Here is a 20,238-nt window from a genome sequence, read left to right as displayed (position 1 = left end):
TATATCAACAAAACATTATTTCCATATTAGCTGATTTCTGACATTTCATTTTCAAAATGATAGAATTATCAGCATAATTTAGATATCACGGAAGGTTTATTGTGAGTAACAAAATAAATATAAAAATTGGACAGAAAATACGATTGCTTCGTCAAGCGAGGAATCTCTCCCTAAATGAACTTTCTCAGCTCTCCGGGATATCTAAAGCTGCCCTGTCAAAACTGGAGTCCGGCGATTCAAACCCGCGTATCGATACTCTGGAATCTATTGCTGCCGCGCTGCGTTTTCCACTCAGTGACTTATTTACTCGTCAAAATGAATCTTACCCTTATTTTGTCAAAGCAATACCGCAAGAAGGGGATTACTTAGAGCAATTTAAATTTCGCATTAGCATGGGAAATGTATCCGAAATTTGGAAACTTAGTATGAAAAGAGGGGCGATTATTAATAGCCCTGCCCATATGAGCGGAACTCATGAACACATCATGCTGCATTCCGGTTCATTAATGTTACGTTTTAATAATGAGCAGAATATGGTTTTAGATGCGGGGGATTTTTATGCTTTTAGTGGCGACTTGCCCCACTCTTATTTATGCATTGAAGGGGATTTACACGCAACGGTTGTGATGACCTATTCCCATTTAAGTGATGGTGTTTAATTATCAGCCCACAACGATTGTAGGCTGATAAATTCAATTAAGAATTACTGCAAATAATTCTGCATGGTTTCGAAGACTCTGAGGTCATCACTAAAACGCACTTCACGCACGTCTTCCAACTTTTCTACCTGATTCACCATCTGAGATAAACGGTCGTCTTTTTCAACTAACAGCCAAATGCGGCTTTCATCTCTGCCCTTAATTGGCAAACATAAAATAGCGTCAACGTTAAAAGCCCTACGCGCAAATAGCCCACAAATGTGGGACATGACGCCTGGGTGGTTACGAACAATTAATTCTAAGGCGATTGGGTGATTTTCAAATTCCATAATTACGCTCCGATCATATCAATGTTAGCAGCTCCAGGAGGAACCATTGGATATACCTTCTGATTCACATCGATCAGGGCATGAATTAAACAAGGGCCTTTAGTATTCATCACCGCGTCTAACGCCATCTCAGGGTCGGCTTCATGATTTAAATCGCAAGTTTGTAAACCAAAACCCGCTGCAATTTTAATAAAATCAGTTTGGTATGGATAAGCCGCAGCAAAAATACGATTTTCAAAAAATAAATCTTGCTGCTGATGTACCATTCCCAAGGCTTGGTTGTTCATTAAAACAATTTTGATATTTAATTGATGCTCAGCTGCGGTGGCTAATTCCTGAATATTCATCATCAAGCTACCATCACCTGAAAAACAAACAATCGTTTTATCGGGATTGGCCAATGCGGCTCCAATTGCCGCTGGTAAACCAAATCCCATGGTTCCCAATCCCCCCGACGTTAACCATTGGCGTGGACGCGATAGCGGATACACCTGAGCCGCCCACATTTGATGCTGTCCAACATCGGTGGTCACTATCGCTTCTTCACCCGCGGCACGCGCGGTTGCTAATACCAAACCATAATGATCCAGTGGATCTTCTGCATTCGCTAAATTTAATGGATAGTTTTTCTTTAAGTCATTAACTTGTGTAATCCACTCTTCACGGTCATCGCGTTCAATCAAAGGTAATAATAATTCTAAAATTTGCCCTGCATCTGCATGAATAGCGATATCTGGGCGCTTAATTTTACTGATTTCAGCTTTATCAATATCAACGTGAATGATTTTTGCATTCGAGCAAAATTTCTCCGCCTTACCAATCGCACGATCATCAAAGCGTGCTCCGATAACAATCAATAAATCCGCTTCCTCCATGATCATATTCGTGCTGCGCGCCGCATGCATTCCTAACATTCCCAAATACAGCGGATGACGCATCGGGATCGTCCCTAATGCCATCAATGTCATCGTGGTCGGTAAAGAGGCTTTTTCTGCAAATGCTATCGCTGTTTGCGTAGAGTTAGAGCTAATAACACCGCCGCCAAAGTAAAGTACAGGACGCTTAGCGTGGTTAATCATTTCTGCCGCTTGGATAACTTTTTCCATATCAAAACTTGGTGTTTTATCCTTCGGCATGACATCAGGTAAAGCCTCTAATTGAATCGTCGCGGTTTGAACATCTTTAGGGATATCAATCCATACCGGACCGGGACGCCCTGACTCTGCAATACGGAAAGCTTCACAAATAACGCCCGGCAATTCTTCAATGCTGCGGACTAAATAATTATGTTTAGTCACTGGAATTGAAATTCCGTAGGTATCGACTTCCTGAAATGCATCCGTACCAATCATAGAGGAAGAAACTTGAGCCGTGATACAAACTAGTGGAATAGAGTCCAATTTTGCATCTGCAATGGCCGTGACTAAGTTAGTCGCACCGGGGCCACTGGAAGAGATACATACCGCAGCCTTTCCCGTTGTACGAGCAATGCCTTGAGCGATAAAACCAGCACCTTGCTCATGACGAGCCAATATGTGGCGGATTTTTTTACTTTGACCTAATGCATCATAGAAAGGCAATGCTGCGCCACCGGGAATTCCGGAGACGATTGTAATTCCGTGTTTTTCCAGCAAATGGACGATTAATTCTGCACCTGTGTAACAGGTTTTTTGTGATGATGTATTGCCCGACTCGCTCATAATTTTTTCCTTCACTAGCCTGCGGAACTGAGCTTTGGGTCATAAAAAACCCCGCTCGGTTTGCGCCGGCGGGGTTTCTAAATCGTGTGATTTGTTCCCGTTACGGCGCTATGCCCACGACCACCACCACACGCACGACTACCGCGGCCAGTGGCGCGGTAAGTAGTAGGTTTGAACGGTTAGCGGTCATTTTCACGGGATCTTCCTGTAATTAAATTAGTCTAGCTAAATTCTGTCTGATTTTTTCATTATTGTGTTTGCTGCATCTAAGAAACCATAAAAAACTAATCCCCACAACCCTTTTTTCTATTTTTCTTGGTTGTGAATGCTAAACGAGACATTCATCACATGCTCATGTAAGAATGTCATTTTAACTTTATAATCTTCAGTAGAAAAAATTAAAGCCCTTAAAATTAAGGGCTTTAATCAATGATATCAGTTATCTAAAATCAATTTTAGAACGGAATATCGTCATCGAAATCCATTGGTGGTTCATTAGTTTGAGGTGCAGGTGCTTGAGTACGTGCAGGAGCTGCGCCGCCGCCACTGAACTGTTGAGCCGCTGCTGGCTGTTGTGGTTGACCCCAACCGCCTTGCCCACCTTGACCTTGTGATGGCGCATCACCACCACGACCACCCAGCATCTGCATTGAACCGCCGATGTTCACAACAACTTCGGTGGTGTAGCGATCTTGACCGCTTTGGTCTTGCCATTTACGTGTTTGCAATGAACCTTCAATATAAACTTGTGAACCCTTTTTCAGATATTCACCGGCAACTTCAGCTAATTTGCCGAAAATCACAACACGGTGCCATTCTGTTTTTTCACGCATTTCACCGGATTGCTTGTCACGCCAACTTTCAGAAGTCGCCAGAGTCAGGTTAGCTACAGCTCCGCCGTTAGGCATATAACGGATTTCTGGATCTTGTCCTAGGTTACCGATAAGAATTACTTTGTTTACGCCTCTGCTGGCCATTTATTACTCCTGATGCATTGAATTTTAATCTCTGGACTAGCCGTGAAGTTTACCACGACCTATCTGTATTGCACCATAAATTGAAATTGCTTAATTGAAGTTGCGAAGGGCTTTCCAAATTTAAGTGAAATCTGCATTACTGGTTTTTAGTATAGACACTAATTAATCTAAATTGCAGATAACTTCCAGATAATCTAACGAGACGACGAAATAGAAACAGCACATATACTGTATATTCATTCAGGGAAAAATATGTCATACTTCTCCGCTTGTTCACTATCAATTCATTCGGGAAGTGGTAAATGGAGAATATCGAAGTCCGCGGTGCTCGCACACATAATCTAAAAAACATCAATCTCATCATCCCCCGAGACAAGCTGATAGTTATTACAGGGTTATCTGGCTCAGGTAAATCATCCTTAGCCTTTGATACCTTGTATGCTGAAGGTCAACGTCGTTATGTTGAATCTTTATCGGCTTATGCTCGCCAGTTTCTTTCTTTAATGGAAAAACCGGATGTTGACCATATTGAAGGGCTATCTCCAGCCATCTCTATCGAGCAAAAATCCACTTCCCATAACCCACGTTCAACGGTGGGGACAATCACGGAAATTCATGATTATTTGCGATTGTTGTTTGCCCGTGTGGGTGAGCCGCGCTGTCCTGACCATGGTATTCCGTTAGCGGCACAAACTGTCAGTCAGATGGTAGATAATGTGATCGCACAACCGACCGATCGTCGAATGATGTTACTTGCGCCTGTCGTGAAAGATCGTAAAGGTGAGCATGTTAAATTACTCGATAACCTAGCTAGCCAAGGCTATATTCGCGCGCGAATTGATGGTGAGGTTTGTGATCTTTCCGATCCACCAAAACTCGAATTACAGAAAAAGCATACTATTGAAGTGGTCGTCGATCGCTTTAAAGTCCGCGATGATATTGCCCAGCGCCTTGCCGAATCCTTTGAGACCGCATTAGAGCTCTCGGGAGGAACTGCTGTCGTCGCCGATATGGACGATCCAAAAGCGGAAGAATTAATCTTTTCTGCCAATTTTGCCTGTTCAGTCTGTGGCTATAGCATGATGGAATTGGAACCGCGCCTATTTTCCTTTAACAATCCAGCGGGGGCTTGCCCAAGCTGTGACGGCTTAGGCGTTCAACAATTTTTTGATCCTGAGCGTGTAATCCAGAATACCGAAATTTCCCTTTCAGGTGGAGCCATTCGCGGTTGGGATCGTCGTAATTTTTATTATTTTCAAATGCTGATGTCCTTAGGGGAGCATTATAAATTCGATGTTGAAGCTCCCTTTGATACATTAAACCCTGAAATACACAAAGTTATTTTATATGGCTCTGGCAAAGAGAGCATTGAGTTCAAATATCGTAATGATCGTGGTGATATCACTGTTCGTCACCATCCGTTTGAAGGCGTTCTGAATAATATGGAGCGCCGCTATAAAGAAACCGAATCTACTGCGGTACGTGAAGAGTTAGCGAAATATATTAGTAACCGTCCTTGCGTAACATGCGATGGAACTCGCTTACGTAAAGAAGCACGCTTTGTATTTGTTGAAAATACCACATTGCCAGAAATTGCTAATTACAGCATTGGTCATGCGATGGAGTTCTTCCAAAACTTAAAATTAAGCGGGCAGCGTGCTCAAATTGCCGAAAAAATCCTAAAAGAGATCAGTGAGCGTTTGAGATTTTTAGTCAATGTAGGACTAAATTATTTAAGCCTTTCTCGCTCCGCAGATACATTGTCGGGTGGTGAAGCTCAACGTATTCGTCTTGCAAGCCAAATTGGTGCAGGTCTAGTTGGTGTTATGTATGTATTGGATGAGCCATCAATTGGGCTTCATCAGCGTGATAATGATCGCCTATTAGAAACCTTAATCCACCTACGTAATTTAGGTAATACCGTGATTGTCGTCGAGCATGATGAAGACGCTATCCGTGCTGCTGACCATGTGATTGATATTGGTCCCGGTGCAGGGGTTCATGGTGGGCAAATTGTGGCACAAGGTAAACTGGAAGATATCGTCGCAAATCCAGATTCACTGACCGGTAAGTTCCTAAGTGGTGAACGCAAAATTGAGATCCCTCAGCAACGCGTGCCAATCAATAAAGATAAAATGCTGACCGTCGTTGGTGCGACAGGCAATAACCTTAAAAATGTCACCTTAGATATTCCTGTTGGCTTATTTACATGTATTACAGGGGTTTCCGGTTCAGGCAAATCAACACTGATCAATGATACACTTTTTCCCATTGCACAACGCCAACTGAATGGTGCGACGGTAATTACCCCAGCGCCTTATTTAGAAGTCGAAGGTTTAGAACATTTTGATAAGGTCATCGATATTGACCAAAGCCCAATTGGGCGGACACCACGTTCTAACCCTGCGACCTACACTGGAATATTTACACCGATTCGTGAGTTATTTGCAGGTGTTCCAGAGTCTCGTACCCGAGGCTATAATCCTGGACGTTTTAGTTTTAACGTCAAAGGCGGTCGCTGTGAAGCCTGCCAAGGTGATGGAGTCATTAAGGTTGAGATGCATTTCCTACCGGATGTCTACGTGCCTTGTGACCAATGTAAAGGGAAGCGCTATAACCGTGAAACCTTGGAAATTAAATACAAAGGTAAAAGTATTCACGAAGTGTTGGATATGACTATTGAGGAGTCCCGTGAATTCTTCGATGCGGTTCCTGCACTGGCGCGTAAACTACAAACACTGATGGATGTTGGTCTGTCTTACATCCGTTTAGGGCAATCTGCGACAACCCTTTCGGGTGGTGAAGCACAGCGTGTGAAATTAGCGCGTGAATTGTCTAAACGCGGGACTGGGCAAACCATCTATATTCTGGATGAACCGACTACTGGCCTACATTTTGCCGATATTCAACAACTGTTAGTGGTGCTTCATCAACTACGTGATCAGGGCAATACTATTGTTGTGATTGAGCACAACCTCGATGTTATCAAAACTGCTGACTGGATTGTGGATTTAGGCCCAGAAGGTGGTAGCGGCGGTGGTGAGATCCTTGTTGCCGGTACACCAGAACAGGTTGCGGAATGTGAAAAATCACATACAGCTCGATTCTTAAAACCAATTTTAGAACGCGGATACTAAGCAAAATCGTATTAAAAAAGGGGAACTGAGTTCCCCTTTTATATCAAAAATAATGCATTATTGGCTTACAGCCGTGAACGCTTCGACAATACGTTTCACGTTATGACGGTTAACTCCAGCCATACAGACACGTCCTGTTCCTACCAAATACACTGCAAATTCATCTCTCAAACGGTCAACTTGTTGCTGAGAAAAACCGGTATAACTAAACATACCGCGCTGTTTTAACAGATGGTCGAAGTTTTTATTTGGCAGGGCTTTCTTCAATTCATCCACTAATACGGTACGCATTTCTAAAATACGCAAACGCATTGCTTCAACTTCTTCCAGCCATTTCATTTTTTGTTGGCTATCAGTGAGCACCGCTGCAACAATTTTTGCACCATTTGATGGTGGGCTTGAATATAGACGACGAACACCCGCTTTCAACTGACCTAACACACGGTCACGCTCATCCTTATCTTTACAGATAACGGATAAACCGCCAGCACGCTCCCCATAAATACCAAAGATTTTAGAGAATGAATTACTGACAAATACCGGTAAACCAGCTTTAACCATCGTACGAATGGCATAAGCATCTTCATCGATACCTTCAGCAAAACCTTGGTAAGCGATATCTAAGAATGGAATTAGTTTATGCTCTAATGCGACTTTGGTGACTTCATCCCACTGAGCAGGCGTTAGATCGGAACCTGTTGGGTTATGGCAGCAAGGGTGCATTAAAATGATGCTATTTTCTGGTAACTTCTTAAAAGTTGCCAGCATTTCATCAAATTTCACACCTTTGGTTTTTTCATCAAAGTAAGGATAATAGTGAACCTTGGTTCCTGCGCCCGAAAAAATAGATGCATGGTTTTCCCATGTTGGGTCACTGCACCAGACTTCAGAGTTTGGGAAATAGTGATGTAAAAAGTCTGCACCGATTTTTAATGCACCAGAACCACCGATAGTTTGGACTGTTGCAATACGCTCTTGGCCAATCAGCGGGCAATCTTCACCAAATACTAACTTTTGCAGTTCAGTACGATAGTCTTTCAAACCTTCCATTGGCAGATATAGTGAAGCACTCGCTGGGAGTTTACGCAGTGCAGCTTTCGCTGTGCCGACGGTTTCCAGCTCAGGGGTTTTCCCTTCTGCATCATAATAAAGACCAATACTCAGGTTAATCTTGCCTTCACGAGTATCTTTATTAAATTCATCCATCAGCGATAAAATTGGGTCGCCCGGATAAGCATCAACATGTTGGTACACAGGATATCTCCCACTTGTAGGTTATCTTTTTACTTTTTGTCTTGTGAAAATAACCCGTTATGATCTATTCGTCTACATATTCCATTGCGACTCGCGAGGTGAGCTTAGTGAGAAGCTCATAGTTAATAATGCCCGTTTGCGCTGCAATTTCTTCCACTGGCAGTGCATTACCCCATAGAATGACATCATCACCCACTTTATCTGTGGAATCTGGACCTAAATCCACCACAGTCATGTCCATGGAAATTCGCCCAATAATTGGGACTTTTCTTCCATTAACCAGCACTGGCGTACCTGATGGAACATTACGTGGATAACCATCTCCGTAACCAATTGCGACCACGCCCAAGAGAGTATTGCGTTCACTGCGCCATGTTTCGCCATAACCCACACACTGCCCAGCAGAATGCTCTCTCACGGCAATCAGGCTCGATTTTAAGGTCATAACGGGGAGTAAACCGAAGCTTGCGGCACTTTTGCCTTCTTGAGGAGATGCGCCATACATCATAATTCCCGGGCGAACCCAGTCATAATGTGCTTCTGGCCATAGTAGGATCCCAGCTGAAGCCGCGATCGATTTTTCACCCGGTTTATCGGATACAAACTGTTGGAAGCATTCGATTTGTTTCGCGGTAGTAGGCAGTTCAGGAGCATCTGCTTGGCAAAAATGACTGACAATATTGATAGGCAGGTCAACGTTCTGGCAGCTTTGTAGACGTTGATAAAAACTTTCAGCGTGTTGAGGAAGTACGCCTAAACGATGCATGCCGGTATCCAACTTCATCCACACTTTGATTTGTTTGGCAAGCTGAGCACTTTCTAGCATTTCCAGCTGTTCAACACAGTGGATTACCGTATCGATATTGTACTCTACCATCAGCTGTAAATCCGATTGCTCGAAGAAACCTTCAAGTAAAACAATCGGTTTATTGATACCTTGATGTCTCAGGAGCAAAGCTTCATTTAAACGCGCAACACCAAACCCGTCCACAAGCTCTTGAACTTCAGTGCCCACTCCCACTAACCCATGACCATAAGCGTTTGCTTTAACAACTGCAATCAGGCGGCTATTTGGTGCCAACTCTCTAACTCGTTGCAGGTTGTGTCGCAGAGCGCGGCGGTTTATTAATGCTGTTGCCGCTTTCATTTCTTCCTCTTAATTATTCATTTTAAAATTTATCAACCAACTGCCAAAACTTAAATTAACCGAAATAATCTTTAATCTTTAATCTTTAATCTTCTATAAGCTCAAAATATGACGAGATTACCAGCCTCTAAATAGTTTGAACTGTAGCAAGGCGGTAAACGAAGCTATCCCTAGGAGCATACATAAGTATGTGACTAGGGTAGCTGAGAGAAACCAACACAGTTACAGCTCAAAATATGACGAGGTGACCAAGGTTACTCGTCCTGATAGGCCGGCCCGGCATAATTATCAAACCTCGACCACTGCCCATTAAACGTCAACCTCACCGTCCCTATTGGGCCATTACGCTGTTTACCCAAAATAATCTCTGCAACCCCTTTGAGGTCACTATTATCGTGATAAACCTCATCACGATAGATAAACATAATTAAGTCAGCATCTTGCTCGATAGACCCAGATTCACGTAAATCGGAGTTCACAGGGCGTTTATCTGCTCGTTGCTCAAGGCTACGGTTTAACTGAGATAGTGCTACAACGGGTACATTGAGTTCTTTTGCTAACGCTTTCAATGAACGCGAAATTTCTGCAATTTCTAATGTACGATTATCCGATAACGCGGGCACTCGCATTAACTGAAGGTAGTCGATCATAATGAGACTTAACCCACCATGTTCACGATAAATACGTCGTGCACGGGAACGAACTTCCGTTGGTGTCAAACCAGACGAATCATCGATGTACATATTGCGTTTTTCCATCAAGATCCCCATGGTGCTGGAGATACGCGCCCAATCCTCATCATCTAATTGCCCCGTACGAATACGCGTTTGGTCGACGCGAGAAAGGGACGCTAACATACGCATCATGATCTGGTTACCGGGCATCTCCAAACTGAAAATGAGTACCGGTTTTTCTTCCGTCATCGCTGCGTTTTCGCATAAGTTCATCGCGAAAGTCGTTTTACCCATTGATGGACGCGCAGCCACAATTATCAGGTCAGAGCCCTGTAATCCCGCGGTTTTCTTATCCAAATCTTGATAACCCGTCGAGACGCCGGTTACCCCATCGTGGGGCTGCTGATATAGCTGTTCGATTTTCTCTACCGTTTCAGACAGAATCGCTTCGATCCCTTTTGGACCATCTTCTTTATTTGCTCTAGATTCTGCGATTTGGAAAACTTTACTTTCTGCTAAATCAAGCAAGTCCTCACTACTGCGCCCCTGCGGATCATAACCCGCATCGGCAATTTCATTTGCCACAGAAATCATATCGCGAACAACTGCACGTTCACGAACGATATCAGCATAAGCATTAATATTCGCCGCACTTGGCGTATTTTTTGATAATTCGGCTAAATAAGCAAAGCCGCCAACACCATCTAATTCCCCTTGTTGTTCAAGGGATTCAGAAAGCGTGATTAAGTCAATGGGCTTGCCTTGCTCCAGCAAAAATTGCATTTGCGAAAAAATAGTACGGTGAGGACGACTAAAAAAGTCTGCCGATGTGACGCGCTCTGAAACCGTATCCCAGCGCTCATTATCCAACATCAGTCCCCCCAAAACAGACTGCTCCGCTTCAATAGAGTGCGGTGGAAGTTTGAGCCCTTCCATTTGCCGATCTCGCGGTGTATTTGTCTTGTAATCTGAGGAGGGTTTTTTAGCCATACTTAAAATATCCACGTCTATAATTAACCAACAGTTAGTATACGCCAATCTGTGATGTCGTGTGGCGTCTTTATCAATCTCTCAACAAGATATTATTGCCATCATCACCAACACAACGCACAAACCGATAATTCTTATTATTAAAGCATCGCGTTATGATGGCGCAATTGGTACTGTGAATAAAATAAACTAAAGCATTGGAGATAATCATGGCAAAACGTATTGAATTCTCGCAGCATGGTGGTCCTGAAGTTCTCAATTTTGTTGACTATTCCCCAAAAGAGCCCGCCGAGCACGAGATCCAAATCGAAAACCGCGCCATTGGTATAAATTTTATCGATACCTATGTTCGCAGTGGATTGTACCCAGTGCCAGCTTTACCGAGTGGTTTAGGAACCGAGGCGGCGGGTGTGGTCGTCAAGACAGGCTCTCAAGTCACTGGTTTCAAGCCAGGAGATCGAGTGGTTTATGCTCAAAGCCCTTTAGGTGCCTATAGTGAAGTCCATAATGTCCCGGTTAATGCAGTGGCTCATTTGCCAAACGATATCTCCTTCGAACAAGCTGCCGCCAGCTCACTCAAGGGAATGACCGTCTACTACCTCCTAAATCAAACCTATAAAATTCAAAAAGATGAAGTGTTTTTATTCCATGCCGCAGCGGGTGGTGTGGGATTAATTGCCTGTCAGTGGGCAAAAGCATTAGGCGCAAAAATGATTGGCACTGTTGGCTCAGAAGAGAAAGCACAACGCGCCAAAGCTGCGGGTGCTTGGGAAGTGATCAACTACCAAACTGAAAATATTGCAGAGCGAGTTAAAGAAATCACTCACGGCGAAAAAGTGAATGTGGTTTATGACTCGGTCGGGCAAGCCACTTGGCTAGCTTCTTTAGACTCACTAAAACGCAGAGGATTAATGGTGAGTTTTGGAAATGCGTCGGGGGCAGTAACTGGTGTAAACCTTGGTATTCTTAACCAAAAAGGCGCGCTATATGTTACCCGCCCATCACTCGGCGTCTATGTGACTAACAGAGCTGAGTTAGATCAAGCCAGTAATGCACTGTTTGATATGATTCTAAGTGGTAAGGTCAATGTGGATGTTCCTGCATCACAAATCTTTGCACTAAAAGATGCACAAAAAGCACACCAAACGCTGGAACAGAGAAAAACGCAAGGTTCTAGCCTGCTAATCCCTTAAGCAATAAAAAAGCGCCGAGCGATTGATAACTCGGCGCTTTTTTGATTAGTAAATACCTTTGCGAGCTTGCTGCTCTTTATATCTCTGCTGATTTTCTTTGATGGTATTCAGTACACTGCCCTCATAGGGATCTTGTTTTGGAGGATCAGCAGGTTTACCACCTGTATTTGAACAACCAGCAACAACTAAAATTAATGAAGCCATTAATAACAGTTTCATTTACCACCTATTTTATTTATCAACATTATTTTAAGCATAGCATGCAGATAATCTGATACCTTGGTGTAAATACAGAAACTGTTATTTCGTTTAATTGGTATTTACTCGCCTCGAGTGACAAAGGCTAATGCTTGTTCAACTACCGTCAAGTCTGCCCCTTTTTTGTGAGCATTTTCACTTAAATGACGACGCCATTGACGAGCTCCCGGAATACCTTGGAAAATCCCTAGCATATGGCGGGTCATGTGCCCTAAGTAGGCACCATTAGACAGCTCTTTTTCAATGTACGGATACATGCGACGTACCGCTTCAATGCTGTCCACAATTGGCATTGTTTCATCAAACAGTTGATTATCAACCGCCGTTAAAATTGATGGATTCTGATAGGCTTCGCGCCCCATCATCACACCATCTAAATACTTGAGATGTTCTTTGGCTTCTTCAAGGGTTTTAACGCCGCCATTTATCGCCATTGTCAGATGAGGAAAATCACGTTTTAGTTGATAAACTCGCGGGTAATCTAAATGCGGGATTTCACGATTTTCTTTCGGACTAAGACCTGATAGCCATGCTTTTCTAGCATGGATAACAAATGTATCGCAGTCACCTTTGGTCGAAACTGTATCGATAAAATCACAGAGAAATTCGTAGCTATCTTGCTCGTCGATACCAATACGAGTTTTGACTGTCACGGGAATCGACACCACATCACGCATCGCTTTCACGCAATCTGCCACTAATTGGGCGTCAGCCATCAAACAAGCACCAAAACGCCCATTTTGTACGCGATCCGACGGGCAACCCACGTTAAGATTGATTTCATCATAACCGCGCTCTTGCGCCAACTTGGCACACTGAGCCAGTGCCGCAGGATCACTACCACCAAGCTGTAAGGAAACTGGATGCTCTTCTTCGCTATACGCAAGATAGTCACCTTTACCAAAAATAATCGCACCAGTGGTCACCATTTCGGTATACAACAACGTATTTTTAGTCAGTAAGCGATGGAAATAACGGCAATGACGGTCTGTCCAATCTAACATCGGCGCAACCGAGAAGCGGTTAAGATTTTTGTCACCATCGGTTGTTGATGGGGTATTTTGTTCTAACGTTTGATTTTGTTGCATGCTGGTCTTTTGGTGTTGGTATCGAATTTAAGGCTTATGCTTTGTGAAATAGCAAAAGAAAGCCGCATTTTAGCAGCTAGCTTTCTTTTGTCATAATAAACTGTGCGGTTGTTTAGGCGACTTTCTGTGATTTTTGTTTTAGAAAATCTTCATAATGCAAAATATGACTAATTTCTTCCTGCAATCGAGGATCATTTTCAACCTCCCAGATATCTAGAGCCTGTTGTAAATTTATCCAAAATTGCTTACTGGTTCCAAACGCTTTTGCGAGCTTAAATGCCATGTCAGTTGATAACTTTCGATTATTATTAATCAAAGAGCTTACCGTGTTTCTATGAACACCTAATAATTCTGCCAGCTCATGAATTTTCATCCCTGTAGGGAGTAAGTATTCATATAACAAAATATCCCCCACACTTGCAGGTTTTCTCGTCGCTTGCATCAAATCCTCCGGTTTTTCTATTCCAAATAAATCATCTAGCTAAACATCTTTATGAGGATCCAAATACAATCCCTCGACTGTATCTTTCCATTTAAATATAAGCCGATACTGCCCATTAACTCTAATTGAGTAAAATTCTTCCAACGGTGGTTTCAGCTGCTTAAACCGATTTCCTGGGGGACTTTTAAAATCCTGTAATGTTTTTGCTGCATTTAGCATGTCTAACTTTCGGGCTAAAACAGTGCAGATGATAGACGGAATTAGACGATGTAACTTGCCATAGACATAAAATAGTCGTAAATACTCATCTCTAAAAATTAAACGACAATCATTATCTTCATTCACATAAACCTCCTCCATGAGTCATTTATGATCCTGTAGGTAGCAATGACTAAAATAGCATTACGGCATTGAATGCACAATAGCACAGTGCATAGATGCGCACCATTTTTATTAATAGCGACCTATAGGAAAATAATAAATTAATTGATGAGATGGAGAAATATAGGCTATTTAGAAAAACACTTTTTCCTAATAAATCTTAGGAAGCTAATCATTAATTTGAAAAGGTTGAATGAAGCACCCTCTTTATCAATGATAAAAAGGGCGTTTGACTTATTCACGACTAGATCAGAATACGATTTTTATTAACCAATATTTTTCAGTGCATCAATGACCATTTTCCAAAACTTATCACGATCTAATTTCACCGCGACTTGGGTATGGCAATCTTCAGGAATAGGATAACGAAAATCCGCCACCGTCATACCGAGAGTCAATGTACCGGTTAATTCAATATTCACAGGTACTTTCTGAGTCGTCATGACTGACGGATCAATGACATATGCAACTGCACAAGGATCATGAACTGGGGGTGCATCAAAGCCTTGAGCCTGCTTGTACATTTTTCCAAAGAAATCTAATAGTTCGACAACAAATTGCGAGCAATTAGTCCCAATATCTGCAATTTTTGCGACAACTTCGGGGGTTGCTAGGGCTTGGTGAGTAAGATCCAATCCCACCATGGTTAACGGCCATGTTTCATTAAAAACAATGTGTGCTGCTTCAGGGTCAATTTTGATATTAAATTCCGCGACCGGACTCCAATTACCCACGTGGTAACCGCCACCCATCAATACCACTTCTTTCACTCTCTCCACAATGCGGGGTTCTAATCTCGCCGCTAGAGCAATATTGGTCAGCGCGCCTGTTGGCACTAATGTGATGGTTTTTGGCGGATGGGCCATAATCGTTTCAATGATTAGCGCGACAGCATGGCGCTCATCTAACTGTAATGTGGGAACTGGAAGCTCAGGTCCATCAAGCCCTGAGTCACCGTGAATATCTGGTGCAACTTCAACTTCACGCACTAATGGACGAGCCGATCCCGCCGCAAACGGAATGCCGCAAATATTTGCCATTTTGGCAATCGCTCGAGCATTATAGGTGACTTTTTCGAGGGTTTGGTTGCCAGCTACCGTGGTGACAGCCAGTAAATCAATCTCCGGATTACCGTAAGCCAATAACATGGCGATAGCATCGTCATGCCCTGGGTCACAATCAAGAATAATCTTTTTTGTCATAGCGTTACCTTGTCGTTAATTGGGATCAGCATTTTACTGATCCCAATTTAGCTATCTCATAAGGCAAAATCTATGATTAGTATCTGAATACGAAGAAAATTATTTCAAAACATGCGCATACACGCGTTTAGGCCCATCTTCATTTTTCGAGATATAGACACCCTGTAGTTCAGGAGCAAAGCCCGGTAGCGCATTAATCCCCGCTTCCAACGCTTTGAAGTATTGCAGGACAGGGCCTGACCACACTTCTCCCGGCACCACACACAGTACTCCCGGAGGATAAGGTAATGCTCCCTCTGCGGCAATGCGCCCTTCTAATTCATTCAATGGCAATAACTCCACATTTCCACGAATAAATTCAACGTGAGCCTGTTGTGGGTTCATTTTCACTTGCGGGAAATGCACTTTCCTGAACATCTGTTTTTGTAGCTGTTTAATATTGAAATCCACACTTAACTGGTGCATTTCTTGGCATAAGCGACGTAAAGTATAGCCTTGGTATTGTTCTTGATAACGCTGATAAACTGAAGGTAAAACCTCTTCTAATAACGCATCTTCATCTAAAAGTTGCTCAAAACGCACCAAATGAGAAACCAGCAGCTCAAGCTTTTCTTGTGACTCTGCGGGGGTTAACAGGAACAAAATGGAGTTTAAATCGCATTTTTCAGGGATCACCCCATGCTCACGCAGGAAGTGCGCCAGAATGGTGGCTGGAACCCCGAAAGACTCATACTCACCACTTTCCACATCAATTCCCGGAGTGGTCAGCATTAATTTACAAGGGTCAACAAAGTATTGATCTTGTGCGTATCCATCAAAGGCATGCCAACGTTCTTTTGGAATAAAATTAAAGAAACGCTGTTCCGAAGCAATTTGCTCGGTAGGGTATTCATCCCACGGTTTACCATCGACGAATTCAGGCACAAACGGTTTAAAGTAACGGCAATGCTTAATTATGGATTTACGGACTTCAATCCCTTGTCTCACACACTCCATCCACATCATTTCTCCAGCCTCTCCTTGATGCATACGTGCATTCACATCCAAAGCGGCAAATAACGGGTAAAATGGGCTAGTCGAGGCATGCATCATAAAGGCATTATTGAGTTTTTTATGGGATACAAATCGCTGCTGCCCTTTAATATGATTATCTTTTTTATGAATTTGCGAGGCTTGGGAAAAACCAGCGAGTTGTTTATGTACCGACTGCGTAACCATAATTCCTGGATCATTTTCATTTAATTCCAGCAATAATGGGGAGCATTGGCGCATCATTGGGATAAATTGTTCGTAACCAACCCATGCAGAATCGAACAAAATATATTCGCAAAGATGCCCAATTTTATCGACCACTTGCCTTGCGTTATAGACCGTACCGTCGTAGGTTCCTAACTGGATCACTGCCAGACGAAATGGCTTCTCAGCTTGCGCTTTTTCTGGCATCACTTCATTAATGCACTCACGCAGATACTCTTCCGCGAAACAATGAGCATCAATGCCGCCAATAAACCCAAATGGGTTACGGGCAGTTTCCAAATAAACGGGGGTTGCTCCTGCTTGAATAAGCGCCCCGTGATGGTTTGATTTGTGATTGTTTCGGTCAAAGAGCACTAAATCTCCCGGTGTGAGCAAGGCATTCAGAACCACTTTATTCGATGATGAAGTACCATTGAGCACAAAATAGGTTTTATCGGCATTGAACACTTTCGCTGCAAATTTTTGTGCTTCTTTTGCCGCTCCTTCATGGATCAACAAATCTCCCATAGCGACATCGGCGTTGCACAGGTCAGTACGAAATAAGTTTTCACCGTAGAATTGATAGAATTGCTCTCCGGTAGGATGGCGACGGAAAAATTGTCCGCCTTGATGCCCCGGACATGCAAAAGTCACATTGTGCCCAGCAGCATAATCCATCATTCGAGCAAAAAATGGGGGTAATAACTGCTCAAGATATTGATTCGCCGCCTCACGTAACTGACGGCTATTTTCTTCACGAGCCGCAGGGGCTGGTGGCAATAATGCGGTTAAATAGGGTGGTTTATTTCCATGTTCTGGTAGCTGTTTATCACTAATGATAAACAGTGGAATACTGAGCTTACTATCAGCAACCCTCTTCCACAGCCCTTGGTTGGCATCTTGTTCAGATAGCACAACCGCAGCAATATTGTTTAACTGTGCATCGCGAATATCTACCCACTGAAAAGCACCAGTAAAATAGATAGCGACCCCCTGGCTACATGCCACATTGATTTTCTTCATAGCAGTCTGGCTCTTGGTTAGCTGAGGTAAAGAGGCGGTCAATATACTTGATAGATAACGAGATTGAAACAATCGAAGCGTGAGCAGAAAAATTCAAATTGACCTAAGTTGAATCTTTTTTATAACTTGCTGGTTAATAGCATAAAAATTTCAAAGGAGGACTCACGACTCATCAGCATTAAAACATAACATAGAAATAGTTTGCAGATTAACCGACTAATTCACATTTATATTACAGTGAATGAGTCGGTTAATTTTACAGGATTGGGAAGTTACTGGTTTTTTTCCACATACAACGTTTGAGATGGGAAAGCAAAGTCTGCACCGTGCTTTTTAACGATCTCAATAATCTTTAAGTAGACCGTTTGCTGTGCATCTAACCACTCAGCCCACACAGTTGTTTTGGTAAAACAGTACACCATAATATTCAATGATGAATCTGCAAAAGCATCAAAATAAACCAATAACGTTTGCCCTGTATCGATATTTTCATCTTGTTTCAGCATCGTGCGGATATCATCCACTATGGCACTAATTTTGTCAGAATCTTCATAGCGTAAACCAATTTCCGTTTTAATTCGTCGGTTGGTCATGCGCCCAGGATTTTCTACGCTAATTGATGAAAATAACGAGTTGGGAATATATAAAGGACGATGGTCAAAAGTGACTATTTTGGTCAACCGCCAGCCAATTTCGACTACTGTACCTTCAATATTTCTATCTGGAGAACTCACCCAGTCCCCAATATTAAAGGGGCGATCAAAGTAGAGCATAATCCCAGAGAAAAAGTTACTCAGGATATCTTTACCCGCCATACCAATCGCGATACCACCTAACCCACCAAATGCCATTAAGCCTGAGAGGCTCATGCCAAAGTGTTCACCAAACAATAGGACGATGATGACAAAAACGGTGGTTTTAAATATACGAGCGATAATTCGTGCTGAAGTTGGGTCACTACCTTTTTTAATTTGTTGTTTTTCAAGGCGGTTTGCTAACTGAAACAGCTTTCGCATAATAATTAATGTAATCGCCGATATCGCCACTAAATTAATTAATGGTGTAGAAATAAAGCTGAGCTCGAAATCACTGGCTGCCATATCCACGGTCTGAGCAATGGCTAAAACAATCACACACAACACAATAGTTTGGATTACATGAACCAGAATACTTTTTCTTTTATGTTTATGTCTTTTATGTAAAATCTCGAAAATTAAATACACAACCAAACAGACGGTAATGATAGTCATACCGACAGCATATTTTTCGAGTAGTGTTTGAATCATGGTTTATTGCCCTAAAATCAACTTGCTGTATGAAAAATAACACTCTAAATTATGAGTGAATAATCGCTAAGATAGCAATTATTCACTTAAGTTTCCTAATAATTATCAATTACTTTTCATATAGTCCAATAATGAATTATTCATGACAAACAATACTGAGTATTGCCGTTATTCAGCAATAAAAAAGGCTACTAATCAGCAGCCTTCACGAAAAGAATAATTAAAAATTACTTTTCTACACCCGTCGTCACTGTAAATTGACGATTTTCCCCCGCATCTAACCAAATCAATGTTTGGTTATTTTTTGCAGCAAGAAACCCCTCAGGACGGCATGTTGCTGGTAGTACAAACGCCCCAACCTTTTGGTCGCCATTATATAAAATCCAGCGAGTCGCATAATTAAGTTCATTTGATTTAAAGCGAGTCACAAAAGTATTACCCGCAGGAGATGTCATTCTAAACTCTGGATTAGCCGTATATTGGCTCAAATTATCCATAAAGAAGACAATTTCCGGGTCGCACATTTGTGGCTGGTTAAGCTGATTCAAGGTGATTTCGCCTGATTTCAATGCTTGATTGAAATCGAGCCATTTTTGGGTTGGATGGACATGTCCAGGAATAGACTCACGTAGCTTGATAGCTTGCTCTGGGATGTTTTGCGTCAGTGTTGCATTATCCACATAGGCATAATTCATATGGCACATATATTGAAGCGGCATTGGCACCGATGCTAAATTCGTCACCGACATATGAATATCAAATAGCGAGCTGCCAGCATGTAATTGCACGGAAGGTGCTGCGCGATAGTGATGACCAAACCCCATCACATACTCATATTCGCCACACACTTTCAGACTATTTTCAGTCAGTTCAAGCCATGCGCTATCCATGGATGCACAAGGCATTTCTCCATGTAATGGATGATTATCCTCTGGTGATGGGCAGCCATTACTGATTAAGCCGGAATGGAATGCAAAACATCCATACGTTTCAATCACGGTGGGGACGGGTTTAGGCTCTGAAAACATATTTTCCATTTTCAGGTTTTGCCCACAAAACTCCGCATCCCAAATCATCTGCCCTAAAAATGGCAAAATTGTCAGGTGACCTTGCTGGTTTTCAACGCGTAAACCTTGAACCCCAGAGTGATAAACAAATGCGGAAACGGAAAACTGGCTATTTTTAACGATTAATGTCGGTTTTTCCGTAAATAAGCTTTTATGTAACGGGATCATTGTGTTCATGGTCATACTCACGGTTTG

The 20,238-nt window shown here is 42.5% G+C and carries 18 protein-coding genes; 3 read left to right on the top strand and 15 right to left on the bottom strand.

Annotation, left to right across the window (positions count from 1 at the left end):
- Positions 1–101 precede the first annotated feature (101 nt).
- On the top strand, positions 102–659 hold the full coding sequence (locus PR761_RS14755; RefSeq protein ID WP_272519368.1) for a helix-turn-helix domain-containing protein: 558 nt from the start codon (positions 102–104) through the stop codon (positions 657–659).
- Between the two features lie 44 nt (positions 660–703).
- Here PR761_RS14755 and ilvN read toward each other — a convergent pair whose 3' ends face one another.
- From ilvN to PR761_RS14735, 4 genes are all read right to left on the bottom strand, one after another.
- A complete protein-coding gene (gene ilvN, locus PR761_RS14750; RefSeq protein WP_006815960.1) occupies positions 704–988 on the bottom strand; it encodes an acetolactate synthase small subunit in 285 nt (94 codons plus the stop codon).
- 2 nt (positions 989–990) lie between these two features.
- Positions 991–2,688 (bottom strand): acetolactate synthase large subunit, encoded by a 1,698-nt coding sequence (ilvB, locus tag PR761_RS14745; protein WP_154610862.1) that lies wholly within the window; start codon positions 2,686–2,688, stop codon positions 991–993.
- Positions 2,689–2,788: 100 nt separating this feature from the next.
- Positions 2,789–2,878, bottom strand: a complete 90-nt coding sequence (ivbL, locus tag PR761_RS14740) for an ilvB operon leader peptide IvbL (protein WP_112837526.1) — start codon at positions 2,876–2,878, stop codon at positions 2,789–2,791.
- Between the two features lie 265 nt (positions 2,879–3,143).
- A complete protein-coding gene (locus PR761_RS14735; RefSeq protein WP_006815962.1) occupies positions 3,144–3,665 on the bottom strand; it encodes a single-stranded DNA-binding protein in 522 nt (173 codons plus the stop codon).
- Between the two features lie 302 nt (positions 3,666–3,967).
- Here PR761_RS14735 and uvrA point away from each other — a divergent pair, with 302 nt between their 5' ends.
- A complete protein-coding gene (gene uvrA, locus PR761_RS14730) occupies positions 3,968–6,802 on the top strand; it encodes an excinuclease ABC subunit UvrA (RefSeq protein ID WP_112836106.1) in 2,835 nt (944 codons plus the stop codon).
- Between the two features lie 57 nt (positions 6,803–6,859).
- On the opposite strand, the gene PR761_RS14725 is transcribed toward uvrA, so the two are convergent.
- The 3 genes from PR761_RS14725 to dnaB form a co-directional block, all read right to left on the bottom strand.
- Positions 6,860–8,056 carry an amino acid aminotransferase gene (locus PR761_RS14725; protein ID WP_039855722.1) on the bottom strand — a complete coding sequence of 399 codons (1,197 nt, stop codon included), beginning with the start codon at positions 8,054–8,056 and terminating at the stop codon, positions 6,860–6,862.
- A gap of 64 nt (positions 8,057–8,120) precedes the next feature.
- Entirely contained in the window at positions 8,121–9,203 is a 1,083-nt protein-coding gene (gene alr / locus PR761_RS14720) for an alanine racemase (RefSeq protein ID WP_006815965.1), read from the bottom strand.
- Positions 9,204–9,457: 254 nt separating this feature from the next.
- Positions 9,458–10,867 carry a replicative DNA helicase gene (gene dnaB, locus PR761_RS14715; RefSeq protein ID WP_006815966.1) on the bottom strand — a complete coding sequence of 470 codons (1,410 nt, stop codon included), beginning with the start codon at positions 10,865–10,867 and terminating at the stop codon, positions 9,458–9,460.
- A 209-nt stretch (positions 10,868–11,076) separates the two neighbouring features.
- On the opposite strand from dnaB, the gene PR761_RS14710 reads away from it, so the two are divergent.
- Entirely contained in the window at positions 11,077–12,060 is a 984-nt protein-coding gene (locus tag PR761_RS14710) for a quinone oxidoreductase (protein ID WP_006815968.1), read from the top strand.
- 45 nt (positions 12,061–12,105) lie between these two features.
- Here PR761_RS14710 and PR761_RS14705 read toward each other — a convergent pair whose 3' ends face one another.
- The 8 genes from PR761_RS14705 to PR761_RS14670 form a co-directional block, all read right to left on the bottom strand.
- Positions 12,106–12,279 (bottom strand): hypothetical protein, encoded by a 174-nt coding sequence (locus tag PR761_RS14705; RefSeq protein WP_006815969.1) that lies wholly within the window; start codon positions 12,277–12,279, stop codon positions 12,106–12,108.
- Positions 12,280–12,380: 101 nt separating this feature from the next.
- Complete coding sequence (gene dusA, locus PR761_RS14700) at positions 12,381–13,406, bottom strand: tRNA dihydrouridine(20/20a) synthase DusA (protein ID WP_154610863.1); 1,026 nt, start codon at positions 13,404–13,406, stop codon at positions 12,381–12,383.
- 112 nt (positions 13,407–13,518) lie between these two features.
- Entirely contained in the window at positions 13,519–13,851 is a 333-nt protein-coding gene (locus tag PR761_RS14695) for a HigA family addiction module antitoxin (RefSeq protein ID WP_039855724.1), read from the bottom strand.
- Positions 13,852–13,887: 36 nt separating this feature from the next.
- Positions 13,888–14,208: a type II toxin-antitoxin system RelE/ParE family toxin gene (locus PR761_RS14690; protein WP_006815972.1), complete on the bottom strand. Its 321-nt coding sequence runs from the start codon at positions 14,206–14,208 to the stop codon at positions 13,888–13,890.
- 287 nt (positions 14,209–14,495) lie between these two features.
- Entirely contained in the window at positions 14,496–15,431 is a 936-nt protein-coding gene (gene uriH / locus PR761_RS14685; protein ID WP_006815973.1) for a uridine-preferring nucleoside hydrolase UriH, read from the bottom strand.
- Between the two features lie 99 nt (positions 15,432–15,530).
- Positions 15,531–17,690 carry an ornithine decarboxylase gene (locus PR761_RS14680; RefSeq protein WP_006815974.1) on the bottom strand — a complete coding sequence of 720 codons (2,160 nt, stop codon included), beginning with the start codon at positions 17,688–17,690 and terminating at the stop codon, positions 15,531–15,533.
- A 272-nt stretch (positions 17,691–17,962) separates the two neighbouring features.
- Complete coding sequence (locus PR761_RS14675) at positions 17,963–18,976, bottom strand: mechanosensitive ion channel family protein (RefSeq protein WP_006815975.1); 1,014 nt, start codon at positions 18,974–18,976, stop codon at positions 17,963–17,965.
- 227 nt (positions 18,977–19,203) lie between these two features.
- Positions 19,204–20,220, bottom strand: a complete 1,017-nt coding sequence (locus PR761_RS14670) for an aldose 1-epimerase family protein (protein WP_039855794.1) — start codon at positions 20,218–20,220, stop codon at positions 19,204–19,206.
- Positions 20,221–20,238: the final 18 nt, after the last annotated feature.

The organism is Providencia sp. PROV210 (assembly GCF_028479445.1).
Classification (GTDB): domain Bacteria; phylum Pseudomonadota; class Gammaproteobacteria; order Enterobacterales; family Enterobacteriaceae; genus Providencia; species Providencia rustigianii.
Note: the sequence above shows the minus strand (reverse complement) of the source record. Positions and strands in the feature narration are given on the sequence as shown.

Excerpts from the sequence above, each read along its gene's own strand:
- ilvN (WP_006815960.1), bottom strand. The coding sequence starts at position 988 with ATGGAATTTGAAAATCACCCAATCGCCTTAGAATTAATTGTTCGTAAC.
- ilvB (WP_154610862.1), bottom strand. The coding sequence starts at position 2,688 with ATGAGCGAGTCGGGCAATACATCATCACAAAAAACCTGTTACACAGGT.
- ivbL (WP_112837526.1), bottom strand. The coding sequence starts at position 2,878 with ATGACCGCTAACCGTTCAAACCTACTACTTACCGCGCCACTGGCCGCG.
- PR761_RS14735 (WP_006815962.1), bottom strand. The coding sequence starts at position 3,665 with ATGGCCAGCAGAGGCGTAAACAAAGTAATTCTTATCGGTAACCTAGGA.
- uvrA (WP_112836106.1), top strand. The coding sequence starts at position 3,968 with ATGGAGAATATCGAAGTCCGCGGTGCTCGCACACATAATCTAAAAAAC.
- alr (WP_006815965.1), bottom strand. The coding sequence starts at position 9,203 with ATGAAAGCGGCAACAGCATTAATAAACCGCCGCGCTCTGCGACACAAC.
- dnaB (WP_006815966.1), bottom strand. The coding sequence starts at position 10,867 with ATGGCTAAAAAACCCTCCTCAGATTACAAGACAAATACACCGCGAGAT.
- PR761_RS14710 (WP_006815968.1), top strand. The coding sequence starts at position 11,077 with ATGGCAAAACGTATTGAATTCTCGCAGCATGGTGGTCCTGAAGTTCTC.
- PR761_RS14705 (WP_006815969.1), bottom strand. The coding sequence starts at position 12,279 with ATGAAACTGTTATTAATGGCTTCATTAATTTTAGTTGTTGCTGGTTGT.
- dusA (WP_154610863.1), bottom strand. The coding sequence starts at position 13,406 with ATGCAACAAAATCAAACGTTAGAACAAAATACCCCATCAACAACCGAT.
- PR761_RS14690 (WP_006815972.1), bottom strand. The coding sequence starts at position 14,208 with ATGGAGGAGGTTTATGTGAATGAAGATAATGATTGTCGTTTAATTTTT.
- uriH (WP_006815973.1), bottom strand. The coding sequence starts at position 15,431 with ATGACAAAAAAGATTATTCTTGATTGTGACCCAGGGCATGACGATGCT.
- PR761_RS14680 (WP_006815974.1), bottom strand. The coding sequence starts at position 17,690 with ATGAAGAAAATCAATGTGGCATGTAGCCAGGGGGTCGCTATCTATTTT.
- PR761_RS14675 (WP_006815975.1), bottom strand. The coding sequence starts at position 18,976 with ATGATTCAAACACTACTCGAAAAATATGCTGTCGGTATGACTATCATT.
- PR761_RS14670 (WP_039855794.1), bottom strand. The coding sequence starts at position 20,220 with ATGAACACAATGATCCCGTTACATAAAAGCTTATTTACGGAAAAACCG.